Annotated in this window: 22 protein-coding genes and 2 tRNA genes; 16 read left to right on the plus strand and 8 right to left on the minus strand. The window is 39.5% G+C overall.

Features of this window, described 5'->3' with window-relative positions; translation table 11 throughout:
- The first annotated feature begins 120 nt into the window (after positions 1–120).
- From purT to Q0M21_RS10570, 8 genes are all read left to right on the plus strand, one after another.
- On the plus strand, positions 121–1,287 hold the full coding sequence (gene purT, locus Q0M21_RS10535; RefSeq protein ID WP_295337924.1) for a formate-dependent phosphoribosylglycinamide formyltransferase: 1,167 nt from the start codon (positions 121–123) through the stop codon (positions 1,285–1,287).
- 2 nt (positions 1,288–1,289) lie between these two features.
- On the plus strand, positions 1,290–1,637 hold the full coding sequence (locus Q0M21_RS10540; RefSeq protein ID WP_295337925.1) for a DUF6370 family protein: 348 nt from the start codon (positions 1,290–1,292) through the stop codon (positions 1,635–1,637).
- A 73-nt stretch (positions 1,638–1,710) separates the two neighbouring features.
- Complete coding sequence (locus Q0M21_RS10545) at positions 1,711–2,286, plus strand: Crp/Fnr family transcriptional regulator (RefSeq protein WP_295337927.1); 576 nt, start codon at positions 1,711–1,713, stop codon at positions 2,284–2,286.
- A gap of 204 nt (positions 2,287–2,490) precedes the next feature.
- Positions 2,491–3,207 carry a pirin family protein gene (locus tag Q0M21_RS10550; RefSeq protein WP_295337928.1) on the plus strand — a complete coding sequence of 239 codons (717 nt, stop codon included), beginning with the start codon at positions 2,491–2,493 and terminating at the stop codon, positions 3,205–3,207.
- A 122-nt stretch (positions 3,208–3,329) separates the two neighbouring features.
- Positions 3,330–3,614, plus strand: coding sequence for a GNAT family N-acetyltransferase (locus tag Q0M21_RS10555; RefSeq protein ID WP_295337930.1), 285 nt, complete (start codon positions 3,330–3,332; stop codon positions 3,612–3,614).
- Between the two features lie 12 nt (positions 3,615–3,626).
- Complete coding sequence (locus Q0M21_RS10560) at positions 3,627–4,034, plus strand: OsmC family protein (RefSeq protein ID WP_295337932.1); 408 nt, start codon at positions 3,627–3,629, stop codon at positions 4,032–4,034.
- A gap of 4 nt (positions 4,035–4,038) precedes the next feature.
- A complete protein-coding gene (locus Q0M21_RS10565) occupies positions 4,039–4,269 on the plus strand; it encodes a (4Fe-4S)-binding protein (RefSeq protein ID WP_295337933.1) in 231 nt (76 codons plus the stop codon).
- Positions 4,266–4,790 (plus strand): NADPH-dependent FMN reductase, encoded by a 525-nt coding sequence (locus Q0M21_RS10570; RefSeq protein ID WP_295337935.1) that lies wholly within the window; start codon positions 4,266–4,268, stop codon positions 4,788–4,790. Before Q0M21_RS10565 ends, Q0M21_RS10570 begins: the two co-directional genes overlap by 4 nt.
- Before the next feature lie 32 nt (positions 4,791–4,822).
- Here Q0M21_RS10570 and Q0M21_RS10575 read toward each other — a convergent pair whose 3' ends face one another.
- Positions 4,823–6,439 (minus strand): hypothetical protein, encoded by a 1,617-nt coding sequence (locus Q0M21_RS10575; protein ID WP_295337937.1) that lies wholly within the window; start codon positions 6,437–6,439, stop codon positions 4,823–4,825.
- A gap of 117 nt (positions 6,440–6,556) precedes the next feature.
- Between Q0M21_RS10575 and fabD the strand changes: the two genes are divergently transcribed.
- The 3 genes from fabD (at position 6,557) to Q0M21_RS10590 (ending at position 8,446) form a co-directional block, all read left to right on the plus strand.
- Positions 6,557–7,429, plus strand: coding sequence for an ACP S-malonyltransferase (gene fabD, locus Q0M21_RS10580; RefSeq protein ID WP_295337939.1), 873 nt, complete (start codon positions 6,557–6,559; stop codon positions 7,427–7,429).
- A gap of 77 nt (positions 7,430–7,506) precedes the next feature.
- Positions 7,507–8,184, plus strand: coding sequence for a peptidoglycan DD-metalloendopeptidase family protein (locus tag Q0M21_RS10585; protein WP_295337941.1), 678 nt, complete (start codon positions 7,507–7,509; stop codon positions 8,182–8,184).
- Between the two features lies 1 nt (position 8,185).
- Positions 8,186–8,446 (plus strand): hypothetical protein, encoded by a 261-nt coding sequence (locus tag Q0M21_RS10590; RefSeq protein WP_295337943.1) that lies wholly within the window; start codon positions 8,186–8,188, stop codon positions 8,444–8,446.
- 31 nt (positions 8,447–8,477) lie between these two features.
- On the opposite strand, the gene Q0M21_RS10595 is transcribed toward Q0M21_RS10590, so the two are convergent.
- Genes Q0M21_RS10595 through Q0M21_RS10605 form a run of 3 tightly spaced genes read right to left on the minus strand, consistent with a single transcriptional unit; the run spans position 8,478 to position 11,542 of the window.
- A complete protein-coding gene (locus Q0M21_RS10595; protein WP_295337945.1) occupies positions 8,478–9,368 on the minus strand; it encodes an EamA family transporter in 891 nt (296 codons plus the stop codon).
- Between the two features lie 24 nt (positions 9,369–9,392).
- Positions 9,393–10,409 carry a UDP-glucose 4-epimerase GalE gene (galE, locus tag Q0M21_RS10600; protein WP_295337947.1) on the minus strand — a complete coding sequence of 339 codons (1,017 nt, stop codon included), beginning with the start codon at positions 10,407–10,409 and terminating at the stop codon, positions 9,393–9,395.
- A gap of 2 nt (positions 10,410–10,411) precedes the next feature.
- Entirely contained in the window at positions 10,412–11,542 is a 1,131-nt protein-coding gene (locus tag Q0M21_RS10605) for a DegT/DnrJ/EryC1/StrS aminotransferase family protein (protein ID WP_295337949.1), read from the minus strand.
- A gap of 96 nt (positions 11,543–11,638) precedes the next feature.
- On the opposite strand from Q0M21_RS10605, the gene Q0M21_RS10610 reads away from it, so the two are divergent.
- From Q0M21_RS10610 to Q0M21_RS10620, 3 genes are all read left to right on the plus strand, one after another.
- On the plus strand, positions 11,639–12,874 hold the full coding sequence (locus Q0M21_RS10610; protein ID WP_295337951.1) for a glycosyltransferase N-terminal domain-containing protein: 1,236 nt from the start codon (positions 11,639–11,641) through the stop codon (positions 12,872–12,874).
- 46 nt (positions 12,875–12,920) lie between these two features.
- Positions 12,921–15,068, plus strand: a complete 2,148-nt coding sequence (locus Q0M21_RS10615) for a S46 family peptidase (RefSeq protein WP_295337953.1) — start codon at positions 12,921–12,923, stop codon at positions 15,066–15,068.
- A gap of 155 nt (positions 15,069–15,223) precedes the next feature.
- Positions 15,224–15,409 carry a hypothetical protein gene (locus Q0M21_RS10620; RefSeq protein ID WP_295337955.1) on the plus strand — a complete coding sequence of 62 codons (186 nt, stop codon included), beginning with the start codon at positions 15,224–15,226 and terminating at the stop codon, positions 15,407–15,409.
- 68 nt (positions 15,410–15,477) lie between these two features.
- Here the strand turns inward: Q0M21_RS10620 and Q0M21_RS10625 are convergent, their stop codons facing one another.
- The 4 genes from Q0M21_RS10625 to mutS form a co-directional block, all read right to left on the minus strand.
- A complete protein-coding gene (locus Q0M21_RS10625; RefSeq protein WP_295337957.1) occupies positions 15,478–15,828 on the minus strand; it encodes a DUF1508 domain-containing protein in 351 nt (116 codons plus the stop codon).
- Between the two features lie 56 nt (positions 15,829–15,884).
- Positions 15,885–15,970, minus strand: a tRNA-Leu gene (locus Q0M21_RS10630).
- Positions 15,971–15,983: 13 nt separating this feature from the next.
- A tRNA-Gly gene (locus Q0M21_RS10635) sits at positions 15,984–16,056 on the minus strand.
- A 140-nt stretch (positions 16,057–16,196) separates the two neighbouring features.
- Entirely contained in the window at positions 16,197–18,803 is a 2,607-nt protein-coding gene (gene mutS / locus Q0M21_RS10640) for a DNA mismatch repair protein MutS (RefSeq protein ID WP_295337959.1), read from the minus strand.
- Between the two features lie 150 nt (positions 18,804–18,953).
- Between mutS and Q0M21_RS10645 the strand changes: the two genes are divergently transcribed.
- Positions 18,954–19,415, plus strand: a complete 462-nt coding sequence (locus Q0M21_RS10645) for a DUF1573 domain-containing protein (protein WP_295337961.1) — start codon at positions 18,954–18,956, stop codon at positions 19,413–19,415.
- A gap of 74 nt (positions 19,416–19,489) precedes the next feature.
- The gene (locus Q0M21_RS10650; RefSeq protein WP_295337963.1) at positions 19,490–20,020 is read left to right on the plus strand and encodes an RNA methyltransferase; all 531 of its coding nucleotides are present in this window, start codon (positions 19,490–19,492) and stop codon (positions 20,018–20,020) included.
- Positions 20,021–20,040: the final 20 nt, after the last annotated feature.

Raw genomic sequence — 20,040 nt, forward strand, 5'->3', positions numbered from 1 at the left:
CAATCCTTAACGCAAACCAGACAGCTTAGACATTTTAGAATATTAGACACTTTTGCAAAAGTTCTGATTTTTTTTTAGATCTAAGAAGTCTAAAAATCTAACAATCTAAAAAGTCTAAACATGTCTAAAAAAATACTACTCCTCGGTTCCGGCGAACTAGGCAAAGAATTCGTCATCGCCGCCCAACGCATCGGACAAACCGTTATTGCTGTCGACAGCTACGAAAACGCTCCGGCCATGCAAGTGGCCCACGACTTTGAAGTCATCAACATGCTCGATGGTGCCGAACTCGACCGTATCGTAGCCAAACACCAACCGGATTTTATCGTTCCCGAAATCGAAGCCATTCGCACCGAACGTTTTTATAATTATGAGAAACAAGGCATCACTGTTGTGCCATCTGCAAAAGCAGCGAACTTCACCATGAACCGTAAAGCCATCCGCGATTTGGCTGCCAAAGACTTAGGCTTGCGTACCGCCAACTATAGATATGCAACCTCAGCCGAAGAACTGCAAAAAGCAGTAGTGGAAGTAGGCATTCCTTGTGTCGTAAAACCGTTGATGAGTTCCTCCGGCAAAGGCCAATCCACCATCAAAACCGAAGCCGATATTTTAAAAGCCTGGCAATACGCCGAAGAAGGTTCGCGTGGCGACATCATCGAAGTCATCGTCGAAGCCTTTGTGAATTTTCATTCCGAAATTACTTTGTTGACCGTTACTCAAAATGGCAATCCAACGTTGTTCTGTGCCCCAATCGGTCACCGTCAAGAGCGTGGCGATTACCAAGAAAGTTGGCAACCGGCCAAGGTTTTCGACAAAGACCTTCAAGAAGCACAAGACATGGCTAAAAAAGTCACCGAAGCTTTAGGCGGCGCAGGTTTATTCGGCGTCGAATTTTTCCTGACCGACGAAGGGGTTTATTTCTCAGAATTATCACCACGTCCGCATGATACCGGTATGGTCACTTTAGCCGGCACCCAAAACTTCAACGAATTTGAGTTGCATTTACGTGCCGTTTTAAGCTTGCCCATCTTTGAAATTACGTTGGAAAAAGCCGGAGCCAGTGCCGTAATCTTGGCCGGTGGAAACTCGACTAACCCAACCTACAGCGGAATTTCCGAAATAGCGGCCTTACCCAAAACCGATTTTCGTATCTTTGGGAAACCAAGTGCTCGACCGTACCGCCGAATGGGCGTTGTATTGACTCACGATTCAGTAGCAACACCCATAGAAACCGTAGTGGAAAGAGCCAAAAAAACCGCAGAATTAGTAACCGTAAATTTATAATCATGAAAAAATTATTGTTAGTGGCTTTCCTAACTTTTGGAATCAACGCCATCAATGCCCAAGAAAAAAAACCACAAGTCGTTGAGGCTTCTTGCGGACAATGTCAATTCGGAATGAAAGGCAAAGCCGGTTGTGACTTAGCCGTTCGCATCGATGGAAAAGCCTATTTCGTTGACGGAACCGACATCAACAAACACGGCGATGCGCATGCCGAAGATGGTTTTTGCTCCGCAGTGAGAAAAGCCGAAGTAGTCGGAGAAATTAAAAACGGCCGATTCGTAGCTTCAAGTTTTAAGCTATTGCCTATGAAAAAAGATGACCATAACAATCACGACGGTCACAAACATTAAAAAAAACCAAAGCGGTCTTTCCCTTCTGAGAAAGACCGCTTTTTTTAGGGCTTATTTTCGTACTTTTGAAATCATGAGCCTGATTTTACAAAATATCGCCAAACACATTTCCTTAACACCCGAGGAGGAAAAACTATTTTTGTCTAAAACCGAAACCCGAAAAGTTAAAGCCAAAACGATATTGCAAAATGCCGGTCAAGTTTGCAAAGACGGCTATTTCGTGAATTCGGGCTTACTGCGCAGTTTCAATATTAATGACAACATAGTCGAACACGTGATGAGCTTTGCCTGCGAAGGTTGGTGGATCAGCGACATGTACAGTTTACTTTCTCAAAAACCCGGCAATCTGTTTATCGAAGTACTGGAAGATGCCGAAATTATTGTTCTTTCCAAAGAAAATCAGGAACAGCTTTACCTCGAAATCCCAAAATTGGAACGATTCTTCCGAATCTTAACGGAGAATTCTTTAGTAGCCAACCAAGAGCGTTTGATGGACAATTTAAGCCTGACTGCCGAGGAACGCTATGAAAAATTCTGCAAAAAATACCCAACGCTCATTCAAAAATTGCCACAAAAGCAAATCGCTTCTTATATTGGTGTTACACCGGAATTCTTCAGCAAGATGAAAGCGCGAATGCTTAAAAAATAGTCTCAGTACTCAGTCCCAGTTTACAGAAATACTAAACTGAAAACTGTGACTGCAACTGTAAACTCACTTCTTAATCTACATTAAGTGTCTCAGCCCATACTTGATTGTAAATTTGTATCATAATAATTACTAAATTTATACATCATGGCATCGAAACTTTGTTTCGATTGCATTTGACCATTAAAAAACAAACTAAAAAAGCAAATGAAAAATACTATTTTACACAAAGCCGAGACCAGAGGACATGCTAATCATGGTTGGTTAGATGCCCACCACACCTTTAGTTTTGCGAGTTACTATAATCCCGACCGAGTACAGTTTGGCGTATTACGCGTGTTAAACGACGACATCATTGCCGGCGGTATGGGCTTCGGAACGCATCCGCACGACAATATGGAAATCATTACCATTCCGCTCGAAGGCGATTTGGCGCATAAAGACAGTATGGGTAATACTGAAGTCATCAAGTTTGGCGACGTACAAGTCATGAGTGCCGGAACCGGAATCCAACACAGTGAGTTCAATCCGAATCACGACCGCAGAACCAACTTATTGCAAATTTGGGTCTTCCCGAAATACCGCAATGTGGAACCGCGTTACCAACAAATAACCTTAGACACCACCGACCGTCACAATAAGTTACAACAAATTTTATCTCCTAACACCGATGATGCCGGTGTTTGGATCCACCAAGATGCTTGGTTTCACATGGGCAATTTAGACCAAGGCGTAACTTTGGAATACAGCCGTAAATTAGAAGGCAACGGACTTTACGTATTTGTAATCAAAGGAAGTGTGAAAGTAGACGGACAAGACTTGGCCCAACGCGACGGTTTGGGGATTACTGATTTTGACAATGTAACTTTTGAAGCCACTTCCGATGCTGAAATCTTGTTGATGGAAGTACCAATGTTTCAATAATTCACTTGTCATTTCGACGAAAGAGAAACCTTTAGGTTCAGCGGAGCTAAATCGCATTGTATTAATCAAAGCTATGTGATTTCTCCCGTTGGTCGATTTGACAAAACCAAAAAAGCAACAAAATGCAAAACGAGGTACAACTTACAATAGACGGTAAAAAAGGATTCTTTTATATCGAAGTCGATGGTAAACAAGAAGCCATGATGACTTTTGTTTTTGCCGGTGATGACAAAATCATCATCGACCACACCGAAGTCAATCCCGGAAATGAAGGCAAAGGCTTTGGCAAAAAAATGGTCAACAAAGCCGTGGAATATGCTCGAGAAAACAATATCAAAATTATCCCGCTCTGTCCGTTTGCCAAAAGTGTATTTGATAAAGTTTCCGAATTCAGAGACGTTTTATAAACTTAAAATAGTATGGCAACACTTTTAGAAAACAATGTAGAAGGTAAAATCGGCACCCAAAAATACTTGTGCTCCATTACTTGGCGCAATGGTACTTTGCTGATGGATGAACCGGAAAACGTAGGCGGACAAAATATCGGTCCCGATCCGTTTTCGACTTTTTTAGCGTCGTTGGCCGGTTGTACTTTGTCTACCTTGCGCATGTACATCGACCGCAAAGGTTGGGACATTCCGGAAATTCATATTTCACTAAACTTGTCTCAAGAAAACAACAGTGGGTTGGTCACTACCATCACCCGTGATATTTCGTTTTCCAACGAAGTGACTCCGGAAATCAAAGAACGGTTATTGCTGATTGCCGAAAAATGTCCGGTCTCTAAAATTCTGAAAAACCAAATACAAATAGACACTAAAATCTAAAATCATGGATGCTAAAAACCTGACCAAAGAATACACCAACGGCGAAGTGACCATCGTTTGGCAATCCGGTAAATGCATACATTCCGGTAATTGTGTGAGAAACAATCCGGATGTTTTTAAACCGGCAGCAAAACCTTGGATTACCCCTGAAGGTTCCACCACTGAAAAAATCATCGAAACTGTAAACAAATGTCCGTCGGGCGCCTTAACTTATCATCTCAACAATAAAAAATGAAAAAGATACTAGCCTTTGGTGGTTCGTCGAGCAGAAACTCCATCAACAAACAACTGGCAGTTTATGCAGCAAGTTTATTTGAAAATTCTATTGTTGAAATTTTAGATTTAAACGATTATGATATGCCCGTTTTTTCAGTTGACCGTGAAAAGGAAAACGGGATTCATCCGTTGGCTCAACAGTTTTATGACCAAATCGGAAGTGCTGATTTCATAGTGCTTTCTTTGGCAGAACACAACGGCGCTTATTCAGCCGCTTTCAAAAATATCTTGGATTGGGCATCTCGTATCAACGCTAAAACCTTCCAACAAAAACCCATGCTTTTATTGGCTACTTCTCCCGGTGCTCGTGGCGGTGCCAGTGTATTAGAAATCGCTTCAAAACGATTTCCTTTTCAAGGCGCTGACCTGAAAGGAAGTTTTTCTTTGCCGAGTTTTCACGATAATTTTAAAGACGGAAAAATTGTTAATTCCGAATTGGATCAGGCATTGAAAGAAATAGTTTCGAACATCAACTTATAAAAAAAGCCCTAACAGTGGTTAGGGCTTTTTGATTATTGGTACGCTTTATTGTCAAATCGGGTGACATCGATTATTTTTTCTTCATCAATATCAAATGAAATTTCTACACTATCGCCCACTACCGTTATGGGTAACTCTCCGGATACTTGGGTAGAACCCACAAATATTCTCGGATAATCTTTGATAGTGAAATAGTAAAAACTATTACCGTTTTTCACATCATTCTGAATTCGAGTAATTACAGATTTTATGCTTTTTTTAGCTTCCGCACTACTCGGGTTTATTTTATTGCCGGAAGAGTTGTAGGCACTCTTGAAAGCCGTTAAAGTTTCTCTCATCGAGTTGCCAACACCTACTATAGTATAATCGTTAATGGCTACCATCGCGTACATTTTGACCAAACCGCCGTCATCTTTTAAAGTCATTACATAAGTGGGAATATTGTTGATGTTATAAGGAATGGGCAACGAAGCTCGATAACCTTTCTCTTGCACTTTCCCTTCAGCCGATTGCTGAGCGGCGTATTCTGTAGCACCACTTTGTTTGTAAAAAGTAGTTTCTTTGGTTCGGGTATCGACTAAAACAAAACCAACAGCACTTTCATCGCTGCCTACTGAAGTCAAACCGGTGTACCAATACGAACGGTCATTTTTGCCGTAAACCAAAGTCAACCCTTCGGTGATTTGCAATTTGTCTCGGTTGGAAAAATTCCAATAGCCGTTAATCAGTTCACCCCAATCGTTCAATTGCTCTTCGATAATTACCGCAGGTTGAATGCGATCTACCCAAGCCGGTGTATCGGTTATAGCATATTGTTGTATCACTCCGGTTTGGGCATCTACCACCAAAACACCGGTAGCATCTTTACCCGAAAACCCGATTTCTTTTTGGTAAGTGGAAATTACCCAATACGGATTTCCTTTTTCGTCAATTTCAAAAACAAAATCCTCCAAACCGGTAGATGCATAACCGTTAAAATAAACATGTCTGTGAATATCACTTTGGAAATAGGCACTCGGTTGGTATTTTATTTTGAGCGGTTTGTTGTCTATCGTTTCTACCAATCTAACATCGCGTTCGTTGGTGGCGGAAACCATCACATAGCCAGGTGTTCCTTCTTGGTTGTTAAACCATTTGAAAAATCCGGAGTGCAACAATGGCGCCACCCAAAACAATTCGTTGTTGACCTTTTGTATCGAAAATCTCCCCAATTGAATCTGACTTCCGAGAGCCGGTTGAGAACCGATAATTTTTTCTCCTAACAAATACGCTAACTCCTGATCGACTACTCTGATTTTGTCCATAGAAATCGGTGCTATATGTTTGGAAATCTCATTCCCTTTCTTCACTTCGCCAATCATTTTTTGATATTTGGAAGAGTACAAAAAGGTGGCTGAAGTGATTAAAGGCAATACCGTTACATAAGCCAGAACGACAGCCATAGTCAAAAGTATCCACTTTTTGGGCTTTTGATTTACAATAAATTTCTTTCCGGCTTTATCTGTAGTAATGCCCAAAGAAAACAAGAACAAGAAAAACAACAATACTAAAACAATGAGGCCAACACTGTAAAATCCGTAGTTGAGAACCGGCATTGCTAAATAAATGAGCAAAAAGAAAAGAATTACAAACAGTAAATACTTCTTCATAGTTTTTGGGTGTTAAGTTTGCTATTGGACGTAATACTACACTCAAAAGTTACAATTTCACCTGAGTTGTTCTTTATTCGACAGTTATCCTTATTTTTGTCCTCTAATTTTATTCCAATGAAAGCATACGTATTTCCCGGTCAAGGCGCTCAGTTCACCGGAATGGGCAAAGACTTATATGAAAATTCGGCTACCGCTAAGGCCTTATTTGAACAAGCCAACGACATTTTAGGCTTCCGTATCACGGACATCATGTTTGAAGGTACTGCTGAACAATTGAAAGAAACCAAAGTAACCCAACCGGCCGTGTTTTTACACTCGGTGATTTTAGCCAAAACCTTAGACAATTTCCAACCGGATATGGTTGCCGGACATTCGTTAGGTGAATTTTCCGCATTGGTAGCCAATGGCACTTTGTCGTTTGAAGACGGCTTGAAGTTAGTTTCCCAACGCGCGATGGCGATGCAAAAAGCTTGCGAAATTACACCTTCGACTATGGCCGCAGTTTTAGGCTTAGACGACAAAACTGTAGAAGACGTTTGCGCTTCTATTGACGGTGTTGTGGTTGCGGCCAATTACAACTGTCCGGGACAATTAGTAATTTCCGGAGAATTTTCTGCGGTTGAAAAAGCCTGTGAAGCAATGAAAGCTGCCGGTGCCAAAAGAGCTTTGTTGTTACCGGTAGGTGGTGCGTTCCACTCGCCTATGATGGAACCGGCACGCGAAGAATTGGCTGCGGCTATTGAAGCTACCACGTTCCACACACCAAGTTGTCCGGTATACCAAAATGTAACGGCCAGTGCAGTTTCGAATGCCGATGAAATCAAGAAAAACTTAATCATCCAATTGACGGCTCCGGTAAAATGGACGCAATCGGTACAACAAATGATTCAAGACGGTGCGACAAGTTTTACAGAAGTTGGCCCCGGAAAAGTATTGGTTGGCTTAGTCAACAAAATCGATCGCGAAGTGGAAACGATTTCTGCTTAATCGCATTTCAAAAATAATTACAAAATACAATCCTCGTGAAACATTGATTTTGCGAGGATTGTTTATTTTTGTGTACCATGAATCCAATACACGATATTTTACAACAAACCGAAGCGGCAAAAGTCATTGCTCCAGCAATAGAATATACAGATTATGTAGCTTTAGATTTATCGGTCAACAATGACTATTTGGCCAAACACAAACCAACTACTGCGGCCGATTATGAACATTACATTCAGCGGCATTTGGACCACCATCGAGCAAAAATTGCTTTCGGCGGCTACAACGAAATCCGAAATTTATACCAAAGAAGTACCGTTTTCAAAAACGAGAACACCGACGAGCGTAATATTCATATCGGCTTAGACTTATGGATCAACGAAGCTGCGCCGATATATGCCGCTTTAGAGGGTAAAATCCACAGCTTTCAAAACAATGCCGCTTTGGGTGATTACGGTCCGACTATTATTTTAGAACATGAAATTAATGGTTATTTATTTCACACACTTTACGGTCATTTGAGTTTAGACAGTTTAAAAGACAAAAGCGTGGGACAAACAATAGCGAAAGGTGAACAAATTGCCACCTTAGGTTTACCTCCGATAAACGGCGATTACGCACCGCATTTGCATTTTCAAATCATCATCGATATGGAAAACAAACAAGGCGATTATCCGGGTGTTTGCAGTGCAAAAATATTGGCATTTTATTTGCAGAATTGCCCTGATCCTAATTTATTATTAAAAATTAAATAAAATGAAAAAGATTGTTTTCTCCTTAACCTTATTGGCTTTGCTATCTTCTTGTAAAGATGCAACCCAAGAAAAATTAGATGCTGCCAAAGATGCTTTAAAAGAAGAAGTGAACGAAACCATAGATTCGGCCAAAATTAAAGCAGATATCAAATTGGATTCTTTGAAAGAAAAAACCAAATCAAAGATTGACAGTGCCAAATTAAAAAGTGCAGAAAAGATGATAGAGGCTGCTCAAAAATTAAAAGAATCTGTAGAAAAATAAAACCAAATCCCATGTGAGAGCGTGGGATTTTTTATTGGCGCTTGTAGTTGGTGATAAAAACCCCTAAAATAATCAACACTGCAGCAATCAGAAAATCGGAAGTGATTACCTCATCCAGCAACAGCCAACCTAAAAATACGGCAATGGCAGTGTTGAAATAATTCAGCACCGTAATTTGAATGGCTGACACCCGTTTCAATGCATAATGGTAAGCGAAAAAAGCAATCACCGAGCCAAAAACCGAAAGGTATAAAGTGGCCCAAATACTGCGAGCACTCCATGTTGTAAAATCTACATTTGGATTCAAGAATAAAGCCAACACCAATTGCACTACAGCGGCAATGGTAAACTGATAAAACAAATTCAGTGCAATGTTATTGGATTTGTGCGTGTGTATTTTGGTGTAAAGAGTCCCGAACGACCAGGATAAAATGGCGATACTGAGAAACAACACACCGGTTTTGTAATTCGGATCTAAGATATCTCCCAAACCATCCCGAAAAATAAAAACCACTCCCAAAAAACCAATCAAAACCCCGATAAATCCTTTGAGTGTTGGTTTTTGCAAACCGAACATAGTGCCGCCCAAAAAAACGATTAACGGAGAGAGTGCACTTAAAATGGAAGTCAATCCGCTGGGTAGGGTTTTTTCGGCTATAGTGGTAAAGCCATTGGCTACAACTATCATCAAAATAGCCGGAATAAATTGGAGTTTGAAGTTTTCCCAACCAATCCAAGCTAACTGTTTTTTGTACAATAAAATAGCCAATACAATTAAAGCGGCCAATCCTTGACGGCTAGAAGTAATGTACCATTCGGGGATGGTTTCAACAGCTACTCGAATTCCTAAATAAGTCGTACCCCAAACTACCGCTACAATGAATAAGCAGAGAAACAGTTTGAAATCGGGTTTTGGAGTCATTAAATAAATAGATTCGAAACGGTATTAGCTTCTGATTTTTTGTTCCCATTTCCAAGCAGAAGCCAAACTTTCTTCCAAAGTCAATTCGGCTTTCCAACCCAAAACGGTATTGGCTTTATCGGTGTTGGCAAAAGCCGAAGTAATATCACCTTCTCTTCTGCCTACTATTTGATACGGTAGTTTTTGACCGGATACTTTTTCAAAGGCTTGAATGACTTCCAGCACTGAACTACCTTTTCCTGTTCCCAAATTGAAAGTTTCGACTTTTTCGGCGTTTTGCTTGTTCAGTAATCGTTGCAAAGCCACCACATGTGCTTTGGCCAAATCTACCACGTGTATGTAATCGCGAATGGCTGTCCCGTCGGGCGTTGGATAATCGTTGCCGTAAACGGAGAGTTGCTGACGTAATCCCATACCGGTTTGCGTAATAAACGGCACCAAGTTTTGTGGAACACCATTAGGTAATTCTCCGATTTCTGCACTTTGATGCGCACCTACCGGGTTGAAATAACGCAATAAAATGGCGTTGATGTTGGTCACTTTAGCCGTATCGGTAATGATTTCCTCGCCAATTTGCTTAGTGTTTCCGTAAGGCGACATGGCCGGTTGCACAGAAGCGTCTTCGGTAATCGGCATTTTTTCAGCTTGCCCATACACTGTACAAGACGAACTAAAAATAAAATTAGCTTCCGGCATCTGGGACAATTCCTGAAGAATGTACACCAAAGTATTCAAGTTGTTCTCGTAGTACAATAAAGGATTTTCAACGCTTTCTCCCACGGCTTTGGAGGCTGCAAAATGAATCACACCAACTACATCTCGGTGTTGGGCAAAAAAATCTTGCACCGCAGCTTTGTCACGCAGGTCTATATTTTTGAAAAAAGGTTTGTGGCCGATGATTCGTTCAATTCCGTCTAAAACCGAAATAGAAGAATTGGATAAATTATCGATAATAACCGCTTCAAAACCGGCATTGTGCAACTCTACTACGGTGTGTGAACCAATAAAACCTAAACCGCCTGTTACTAAAACTTTTTTCATGATTAATTGAAGAATTCTAAAACACTGTCCGTAATGTATTTGATTTGCTCGTCATCAAGTTCAGTGTGCATTGGTAAAGAAATTACTTCTTTGACTAACTGATTGGTTACCGGAAAATCTTCTTCTTTATAGCGAGCATCAGCATAGGCTTTCTGACTGTGTAATGGAATCGGATAGTAAATAGCACAAGGAATACCTTTGGCTAGTAAATGTTCCATTAAACCATTTCGGTCTCCGTCTATGATTCTTAAAGTATATTGATGGAAAACGTGGCAATCGCAAATATCACAAATGCTTGGTGCGATGATATTTTTGTGTCCTTCAAAGGCTGCCGAATATTTACGAGCCGCATCTTGACGGGCTTTTCCGTAGGCATCCAAGAAAGGTAATTTGGCTTTTAAAACTCCGGCTTGGATACTGTCTAAACGCGAATTCACACCCACCACATCATGATGGTAACGCACATACATCCCGTGATTTACAATCCCTCTGATTTTATGTGCTAAATCATCATCGTTGGTGAAAATCGCACCGCCATCGCCGTAACAACCTAAATTTTTGGATGGGAAGAAAGAGGTAGATGCCACATGACCTATGGTTCCGGCTTTCTTTTTAGTACCGTCTGAAAATTTGCAATTAGCCCCAATGGCTTGCGCATTATCTTCAATAACGAATAAATTATGTTCTTTCGCAATGGCTATAATCGCTTCCATATTGGCAGCACGACCAAACAAATGCACAGGCACTATCGCTTTGGTTTTTGGTGTGATGGCTTTTTTGATGGCTTCGATAGAAATGTTCATGTTTACTATATCCACATCTACCAAAACCGGCGTTAATTGTAACAATGCAATTACCTCTACAGTGGCCGCAAAAGTAAAATCGGCTGTAATGACTTCATCGCCGGGCTTTAAATCTAATCCCATCATGGCGATTTGTAAAGCGTCGGTTCCGTTGGCACAAGGAATCACGTGTTTAACCCCCAAATATTCCTCTAAATCTTTTTGAAATTCGTGCACCAAAGGCCCATTGATGTAAGTAGTGGTATCTAAAACTTCCTGAATAGAAGCATTAACAGTTTCTTTAATTTTATCGTATTGACTTTTTAAGTCAACCATCTGAATTTTTCTCATCTTGTAAAAAATTATGCGAAGCAAAAGTAAGAAATTCTAAAGTAGAATTTCCTATTCGGCAAAAGAAACGTATTTTAGCGGTTCAAATTTTTCGGGATGTATTTTTTGTACCATTTTATCCTTCTTTTAGCTTCTGCAGCGGTAAAGATTTTGGCGCTTTTCAGTCCGAAAATGAAGTTGTTTGCGGATGGTCGCAAAACCGTTTTCAGTACCTTATCCGAAAAAATCCAACCGGGCGACAAAACGATTTGGTTTCATGCCGCTTCCTTGGGCGAATACGAGCAAGGATTACCGGTAATGGAAAAGATTAAAGAACAATATCCCAACCATAAAATAGTGTTGACTTTTTTCTCCCCTTCCGGTTATGAAGTCCGAAAAAACAATACGGTTGCCTATGTTACAGTTTACTTACCCTTGGATTCAGAGCGAAACGCTAAAAAGTTTGTGCAATTGGTACAACCCGAATTGGTGTTTTTCATTAAATACGAATACTGGCCTAATTACCTCAAAATCTTGAAAAATTCAGGCATTAAAACCTATTTGATTTCGGGAATTTTCAGAGAAAGTCAAGCTTTTTTTAAATGGTACGGCGGTTTTTACCGAAAAGCATTGGAAACTTTCGACCATTTTTTTGTGCAGAATGAAAGTTCCAAAATGTTGTTGCAACGACTCGGCTATCACAATGTAAAAATTTCAGGCGATACAAGATTTGACCGAGTAGTTTCGATATTGGATCGCGATAATAGTTTGGACTTCATCGAACAATTCAAAAACAATCAAACCACTATTGTTATCGGAAGTTCTTGGCCGAAAGACGAAAGTTTGTTGGTAAATTACATTAACCAATGTAACGACGAAGTGAAATTTATCATCGCTCCACACAACATCAAAGCGGACCAAATTGCCAATTTACAAGCGCAACTTACCAAACCAACAATATTGTTTTCTGAAAAAGACAGCAAGAACTTATCCGATTATCAAGTTTTCATCATTGATACTGTCGGAATTTTGACGAAAATTTACAGTTATGCCGACATAGCTTATGTTGGTGGCGGTTTTGGTCAACCGGGTGTTCACAATATATTAGAACCGGCTACATTTGGCGTTCCTATAGTAATTGGTCCGAATTACAGTCATTTTGCCGAAGCCACGGCTTTAGTCAATATGGAAGGTTGCATAACTATTGCTACTCAAGAACAACTGAACGATGCGTTCGATAATTTGATTATGAATGCTGACATTCGCCACGAAAAAGGCCACATCGCCAAAACCTTTGTCAAAATGAATAAAGGCGCTACGACTGTGATTTTAGACCATCTTTGTAACAATTAATTTTTTTAACAAACAAACACTTCAAATACACAAACACATGAGATATATGAAATTTTTAAGACTGCTGGTCCTGTTTATTGTAGTTCAAGTTCAGGCGCAACAAGGCGGAATGTGGATTCCATCACTTTTAAAAGGAATGAACGAAAGCGAAATGAAAAACTTGGGCATGAAAATTTCTGCCGAAGACATTTATTCAGTTAATCAATCCAGTTTGAAAGATGCCGTTCCTCATTTTGACGGAGGCTGTACCGCCGAAGTAATATCGGACAAAGGTCTAATTTTAACCAATCACCACTGTGGCTACGACAATATCCAAAGTCATTCGACCGTTGAAAACGATTACCTGACCAATGGGTTTTGGGCATACAAAATGGAAGACGAACTGCCTAACAAGGATTTATTTGTAACCTTTATTGTTCGTATTGAAGATGTAACCACTAAAGTGTTGGAAGGCACTAGCGGCATAGCTTCGGAAAGCGATAAACAGAAAAAAATCCAGGAAAACATCAGTTTACTGAGCAAAACCTTACCTAAAGAATCATGGCAAGAAAACAGTATTCGAACCTTTTTTGACGGTAACCAATACATTTTATTTGTAACCGAAACGTTCCGCGATGTGCGTTTGGTTGGCGCACCACCGAGTTCCATAGGTAAATTCGGCTCCGATACCGACAACTGGGTTTGGCCACGTCATACAGGCGATTTTTCTCTGTTCCGAATTTATGCGGATAAAAACAATAAACCGGCAGCTTACTCTAAAGACAACGTGCCATACAAACCGAAGCACTTCTTCCCGATTTCATTAAAAGGATTGAAGGAAAACGACTTCACGATGGTGATGGGTTATCCGGGAAGAACTCAGGAATACTTGCCGGCTGTTGCGGTGGAGCAAATTGTAAACACGCTAAATCCTACTAAAGTGACCATCAGAGACGCCGCGCTGAAAGTACAAAACGAATTTATGCGCAAGGACAATGCGATTAAAATTCAGTACGCTTCTAAAAATGCAAGCATTGCTAATGCCTGGAAAAAATGGATGGGAGAAACCAAAGGTTTGAAAAAAGCCAACGCCATAGGAGTAAAAAAACAGTTTGAAGCCGATTTTCAACAAAAAGTTACCGCAGCCGGAAAACAAACCGAATATGGAAATTTATTGGCTGATTTTGAAAAAAATTACAAAGAGATTCAGGAATATGCTTTGGCGCGCGACATCTTTAGTGAGATTGCCCTTCGAAATACCGAGATTTTAAGTTTGGGCTACAAATTGTACCAATTAGAACAAATTTACAACACCAAAGGCGAGCAATCATTTAACGACCGTAGGAACAATTTGATTACTGGTTTGGGCGACTTTTACAAAGACTTCAATGCTAAAGTAGACGAGAAAGTATTTGAACAATTAATTGCTATTTATGCCGAAAAATATCCTAAACCCTTTTTACCGGCTGAATTTGAAAAGTTAAATGCGGCCAATTTAACCGCTGATGTTTTCACTCAATCTCAGTTAGTAAGCTATGATAAGATTAAGGAATTACTTACCGGAGACAGCAAAACGGTTTTAGAAAAATTAAATAACGACCGCGGTTTTAAAGTGATAAAAGCAATGGCCGACAGTTATTTGAAAAAAGTAGCTCCGAAATTCGACGAAATCAATCTAAGAAATATCGCTACTCAAAGAATATATATGAAAGCAATTATGGAATTGAGTCCGAAATCGGCTCGTATCTTCCCGGACGCCAACAGTACATTAAGAGTAACTTACGGAAAAATCAAAGGCTACAAGCCTAACGACGCTGTGGTTTATGAACCGTTTACTTATTTAGACGGCGTAATGGAAAAATACATTCCGGGCGATTACGAATTTGATGTACCACAAAAGTTAATCGATTTATATAATGCTAAAGATTACGGCAAATACGGTGTAAAAGGAAAAATGCCGGTTGCCTTTATTGCTACCAACCATACTACTGGAGGAAACTCCGGAAGCCCGGCTTTAGATGCCCATGGAAATCTAATCGGATTGAACTTTGATAGGGTTTGGGAAGGAACCATGAGCGACATTTACTACTCTCCGGAAATCTGTAGAAATATTATGGTAGATTTACGTTATGTATTATTTATAGTAGACAAATTCGCCGGTGCCAAAAACTTGATAGAGGAAATGAAAATTATTTATCCTAAAGAGAAAAAATAATTTTAACAAATATTTTTGTTTTGGCATGATTGTTGCTAAGTAAATTGCCGGAAGCGAAATAGGAATTTTAAAAAAAGTTAAATAAAAGTTTTTCCGAATAAAAAAATTTATATCTTTGCTCCGAATTAATAATTAACCTTTTATAATTAAGTAAGATGAAAAAAGTATTTTTAAGTTTAGCTGTTGTTGCTACATTAACTGTAGTTTCTTGTAAACAAGCTGACGCTGCTGCTGAGCCAGCTGCTGACACAACTGCTGTTGAGACTGTTGACACAACTGCTGTTGACACAACTGCTGCTGCTGATACAACTGCTGTTGACACAACTGCTGCTGCTAAGTAATTTTAAATTACAGAAAAGAATCAAAGCCACGCAATGCGTGGCTTTTCTTTTTTGGTCTGCACTTCAATCTAAATATCGGAAAAAATAGAATCTCCTGAAGAGAAATCAAGAATCTCTGCTTGAGAGGCGTACTTTACGATTTCATCTATCCCTTTTTGCATCATCAGTTCGGTGGAATATTTTCGGCTCACCGCAAAAATTTGATCGCTTTTCATCAGCTTAAAGAAACACTTCCCTTTTGCCGTTTTAAACCTAAGAAACGCATAAGTTTCAATAGCCGACTTAAACGACTCTATAGCTTCTTCACATTCAAAACGCAATTCATAGTTGACACTCGTGAAAATAGGCTTTCCTTTTCTGGAAACAAATTCAAATTTATATTCGTCACTAAGGCGTTTACTGATTACAAAAGTCCCCATGAGATTTAAAAAAGAGATTAAAACAAAAAAGCCTCTAACTATGTTAGAGGCCTTTGTACTCAGAGCGGGACTTGAACCCGCACGAACATTGCTGTTCACTGGATTTTAAGTCCAGCGTGTCTACCAATTTCACCATCCGAGCGTATTGGATATTGAGCGAAAAACGGGGCTCGAACCCGCGACCTCAACCTTGGCAAGGTTGCGCTCTACCAACTGAGCTATTTTCGCATGTCAAATTTTATAAGAACCGCAACACTTGTTCCGTATTGCGGATGCAAATGTAACACTAAAATTGAATTATACAAACCTTTTTTTGAAAAAAAAGTTCATAAAATCTAATTCGCTGATTAGCAAAATCAAGCGATTGATTATTTTTTCAACAACATTCTTTTTAACTCATTTAACTTCATCAAAGCTTCAACCGGAGTCAAAGTATTGATGTCTAAATTTAGGATATCTTCCCTGATTTCTTCCAATAACGGATCGTCCATACTGAAGATATTGAGTTGCATCTCATCTTTAGCTGACTTAATGGTGTTTAAGGCATCACTCGAATGGTTTTTCTCCAACTTCTTTAAGAGCTTTTGCGCCTTTTGAATCACCATTTGCGGCATTCCCGCCATCTTGGCCACATGAATCCCAAAACTATGCGCACTACCGCCTTTCACTAATTTACGGATAAAAAGCACAGTGTCTTTTAATTCTTTAACTGATACATTGTAATTCTGAATTCTCGGCAACAACTCGCTCATTTCATTTAATTCATGATAATGTGTTGCGAATAAAGTTTTGGCTCGAGCCGGATTTTCGTGTAAAAACTCCGCAATCGCCCATGCAATTGAAATTCCGTCATAAGTACTGGTTCCGCGACCGATTTCATCCAATAACACCAAACTTCTGTCGGATATATTATTTAAGATAGAAGCCGTTTCATTCATTTCCACCATAAAAGTCGACTCTCCCATCGAAATGTTATCACTGGCGCCAACTCTGGTAAATATTTTATCAACCACGCCCATTCTGACTTTTTCCGCCGGCACAAAACTTCCCATTTGCGCTAATAGCACAATTAAAGCAGTTTGTCGTAAAATAGCGGATTTACCCGACATGTTCGGACCGGTAATCATAATAATCTGCTGGGTTTCTCTATCCAAAAAAACATCATTAGCCACATAAGGAACACCAACCGGCAGCTGTTTTTCAATCACAGGATGTCGACCATTAGTAATTTCCAACTCAAAACTTTCATCAATTATCGGACAAACGTAGTCGTTTTCGATAGCCAATTGAGCGAAAGACGTCAAGCAATCCAATTGCGCTATCAAATTTGCATTCAACTGTACTTGCTTGATGTATGTCCCAATCCAAATCACCAATTGCTCAAACAAATGGCTTTCGATCTGGTGGATTTTTTCTTCGGCACCGAGAATTTTGGTTTCGTATTCTTTTAATTCTTCGGTTATATATCTTTCCGCATTGACTAAAGTTTGTTTGCGAATCCATTCGGAAGGCACTTTGTCTTTGTGGGTATTCCTAACTTCAATGTAGTAGCCAAACACATTGTTGAATGATATTTTAAGCGAAGAAATTCCGGTTCTTTCCGATTCTCTGGCTTCGATACCTTCCAAAAATTCTTTCCCCGAAAACGCAATATTTCTCAGCTCATCCAACTCAGCATGAACACCCGTTGCGATAGCATTCCCTTTGGCTATAGAAACCGGCGCTTCCTGATTGAGTGTGGCTTTTATTTTCTCACGAAGCAAGTCGCAGGCATGCAGATTATCACCAATTACCCTTACCGCTTCTTGCTTACTTTCCAAGGCAATGGTTTTTATCGGAATAATGGCATCGAGTGACTCTTTCAGATAAATCACTTCACGCGGAGAAATTTTTCCGGTAGCCACTTTGGAAATCAAGCGTTCTAAATCGGAAATTTGTTTGATTTGGTATTGGATTTTTTGAAGGATTTCTTGATTGTCCTTCAAATAAGTAACCACTTCATGACGACCTCTTATCTTATTGATATCCTTTAAAGGTAGTGCCAACCAGCGTTTCAACAAACGCGAACCCATAGGCGAAAGCGTCCTGTCGATTACATCCAAAAGCGTGACTGCGTTTTGCGAATGACTGTGGTACAACTCTAAATTGCGAATGGTAAATCGGTCCATCCAAACGTAGGCATCTTCGGCTATGCGCTGGATGTTAGTAATATGCTGAATTTTATTGTGCTGTGTCTCTGATAAATAATAAAGAATAGCGCCGGATGCAATGATGCCGTCCTGCAATTCTTCAATCCCAAAACCTTTTAAGGAATTGGTTTGAAAATGATTTTGCAGTGTTTCGACAGCATAGTCTTCTTTATACACCCAATCCTCCAGATAAAAAACATTATAATCTTCTCCAAAAGCATTTTTAAATTGGGTTTTGGTGTTTTTCTGAATCAAAATCTCACTCGGGCTGAAATTTTGCAATAACTTATCGATATACTCTTCATTGCCTTGTGCCGTTAAAAACTCACCGGTAGAAACATCCAAAAAGGCCACACCTAATTGGCGTTTGCTAAAATAAACTGAAGCTAAGAAGTTGTTGGATTTAGCCTGTAAAACCTCATCATTCATTGCCACTCCGGGTGTAACTAATTCAGTTACGCCTCTTTTGACAATGGTTTTGGTCATTTTCGGATCTTCAAGCTGGTCACAAATGGCCACGCGCAATCCGGCTTTTACCAATTTAGGCAAATATGTATTGAGAGAATGATGCGGAAATCCGGCCAAAGCTGTTTCGCTGTCAGAACCTGCACCTCTTTTAGTTAAAACAATGCCTAAGATTTTAGAGGCTCTAATGGCATCATCTCCAAAGGTTTCATAAAAATCACCTACTCTAAACAACAAGCAAGCATCGGGATACTTTGTCTTGATCTCGTTGTACTGTTTCATTAAAGGGGTTTCCTTGGCTTTACTTTCTTTGGCTGACAATGTAATTTGGATTTAAATAAATAAGATAGCGAATTTAAAAATTTTAGCACTAATAGCCGTCTAAAAAATTAATTTAATATTAAGGCAAAAAAAAAGACTCAATTTTAATTTTTAAATAGATTTGCTTTTGAAACTTAAAAACATAATAAGATGAAAAAAATAATTTTACTTGCTGCCTTAGTAGCTTTTGGTGTTACCTCTGCCAATGCTCAAGCCAAAAAAGCAGCTGCAAAACCGGCAGCTAAAACAGAAACCCCAAAAGTGGACGGACCTGGAATGTTATTTGAAAACGAAACAATCGATTACGGTACAATTCCTGCCAATTCTGACGGAAAAAGAGAATTTGTATTCGTAAACAACGGTACTAAACCTCTTATTATTGAAAGCACTCAAGGATCTTGCGGATGTACCGTACCTTCAAAACCGGAAAAACCAATCCAACCGGGAGAAAAAGGAGTTATTGGAGTAAAATATGATACTTCAAGAGCCGGACAACCTTTTACCAAAACAGTAACTGTAAAATCAAACGCTGTTGGTCAAGAAACTAAAGTTTTGACTATCAAAGGAAATGTATTACCTGCTGAACCAAAAGTTGAGCCTACAAAAAGTTAATTGTACTTAATATAAATTCGAAAGAGTCCTGATTAATCGGGACTTTTTTTTTGAATATATTTGCCAAAAAAAAGATGCGAAAGCTTGAAAATAAAGAATTAGAGCGCAAATCAGTAACTGATTTTAAACAAGCCGAAAAAACACCAATTATTATCCTGTTGGATGACATCCGAAGCCTGCACAATATTGGTTCCGTATTCCGAACTGCCGATGCTTTTTTGATTGAAAAAATTTATCTGTGCGGCATTACGGCAACGCCACCACACAAAGAAATTCACAAAACGGCTTTGGGCGCTACCGAAACTGTAGCTTGGGAATATCACAAAAATGTGACGGATGTCATTACCCAACTAAAAGAAGACGGTGTTCAAGTTTTTGCCGTAGAACAAGTAGAAAACGCTGTTTTCCTTCAGAATTTTAAAATCCAAAAAGACACCAAATATGCCTTGGTATTTGGCAATGAAGTATATGGTGTATCTCAAGAAGCCATTGCGCTTTGTGACGGCTCTATCGAAATCCCGCAATTGGGCACTAAACATTCTCTAAACATCTCTGTAAGTACCGGTATTGTAGTTTGGGACTTGTTTCAAAAGTTAAACTACTAACTTTTAAGAAAGTTTGATGT

This window comes from Flavobacterium sp. (assembly GCF_024710485.1).
GTDB lineage: Bacteria > Bacteroidota > Bacteroidia > Flavobacteriales > Flavobacteriaceae > Flavobacterium.

Coding starts and splice junctions, on each gene's coding strand:
- galE (WP_295337947.1), bottom strand. CDS start 10,409: ATGAAAAAAGTTTTAGTAACAGGCGGTTTAGGTTTTATTGGTTCACAC.
- Q0M21_RS10545 (WP_295337927.1), top strand. CDS start 1,711: ATGAGCCTGATTTTACAAAATATCGCCAAACACATTTCCTTAACACCC.
- Q0M21_RS10575 (WP_295337937.1), bottom strand. CDS start 6,439: ATGAAGAAGTATTTACTGTTTGTAATTCTTTTCTTTTTGCTCATTTAT.
- Q0M21_RS10570 (WP_295337935.1), top strand. CDS start 4,266: ATGAAAAAGATACTAGCCTTTGGTGGTTCGTCGAGCAGAAACTCCATC.
- Q0M21_RS10645 (WP_295337961.1), top strand. CDS start 18,954: ATGAAAAAAATAATTTTACTTGCTGCCTTAGTAGCTTTTGGTGTTACC.
- Q0M21_RS10605 (WP_295337949.1), bottom strand. CDS start 11,542: ATGAGAAAAATTCAGATGGTTGACTTAAAAAGTCAATACGATAAAATT.
- Q0M21_RS10615 (WP_295337953.1), top strand. CDS start 12,921: ATGAAATTTTTAAGACTGCTGGTCCTGTTTATTGTAGTTCAAGTTCAG.
- Q0M21_RS10540 (WP_295337925.1), top strand. CDS start 1,290: ATGAAAAAATTATTGTTAGTGGCTTTCCTAACTTTTGGAATCAACGCC.
- Q0M21_RS10550 (WP_295337928.1), top strand. CDS start 2,491: ATGAAAAATACTATTTTACACAAAGCCGAGACCAGAGGACATGCTAAT.
- Q0M21_RS10620 (WP_295337955.1), top strand. CDS start 15,224: ATGAAAAAAGTATTTTTAAGTTTAGCTGTTGTTGCTACATTAACTGTA.
- Q0M21_RS10555 (WP_295337930.1), top strand. CDS start 3,330: ATGCAAAACGAGGTACAACTTACAATAGACGGTAAAAAAGGATTCTTT.
- Q0M21_RS10650 (WP_295337963.1), top strand. CDS start 19,490: ATGCGAAAGCTTGAAAATAAAGAATTAGAGCGCAAATCAGTAACTGAT.
- Q0M21_RS10585 (WP_295337941.1), top strand. CDS start 7,507: ATGAATCCAATACACGATATTTTACAACAAACCGAAGCGGCAAAAGTC.
- Q0M21_RS10590 (WP_295337943.1), top strand. CDS start 8,186: ATGAAAAAGATTGTTTTCTCCTTAACCTTATTGGCTTTGCTATCTTCT.
- Q0M21_RS10560 (WP_295337932.1), top strand. CDS start 3,627: ATGGCAACACTTTTAGAAAACAATGTAGAAGGTAAAATCGGCACCCAA.
- Q0M21_RS10610 (WP_295337951.1), top strand. CDS start 11,639: ATGTATTTTTTGTACCATTTTATCCTTCTTTTAGCTTCTGCAGCGGTA.
- Q0M21_RS10595 (WP_295337945.1), bottom strand. CDS start 9,368: ATGACTCCAAAACCCGATTTCAAACTGTTTCTCTGCTTATTCATTGTA.
- fabD (WP_295337939.1), top strand. CDS start 6,557: ATGAAAGCATACGTATTTCCCGGTCAAGGCGCTCAGTTCACCGGAATG.
- Q0M21_RS10625 (WP_295337957.1), bottom strand. CDS start 15,828: ATGGGGACTTTTGTAATCAGTAAACGCCTTAGTGACGAATATAAATTT.
- purT (WP_295337924.1), top strand. CDS start 121: ATGTCTAAAAAAATACTACTCCTCGGTTCCGGCGAACTAGGCAAAGAA.
- Q0M21_RS10565 (WP_295337933.1), top strand. CDS start 4,039: ATGGATGCTAAAAACCTGACCAAAGAATACACCAACGGCGAAGTGACC.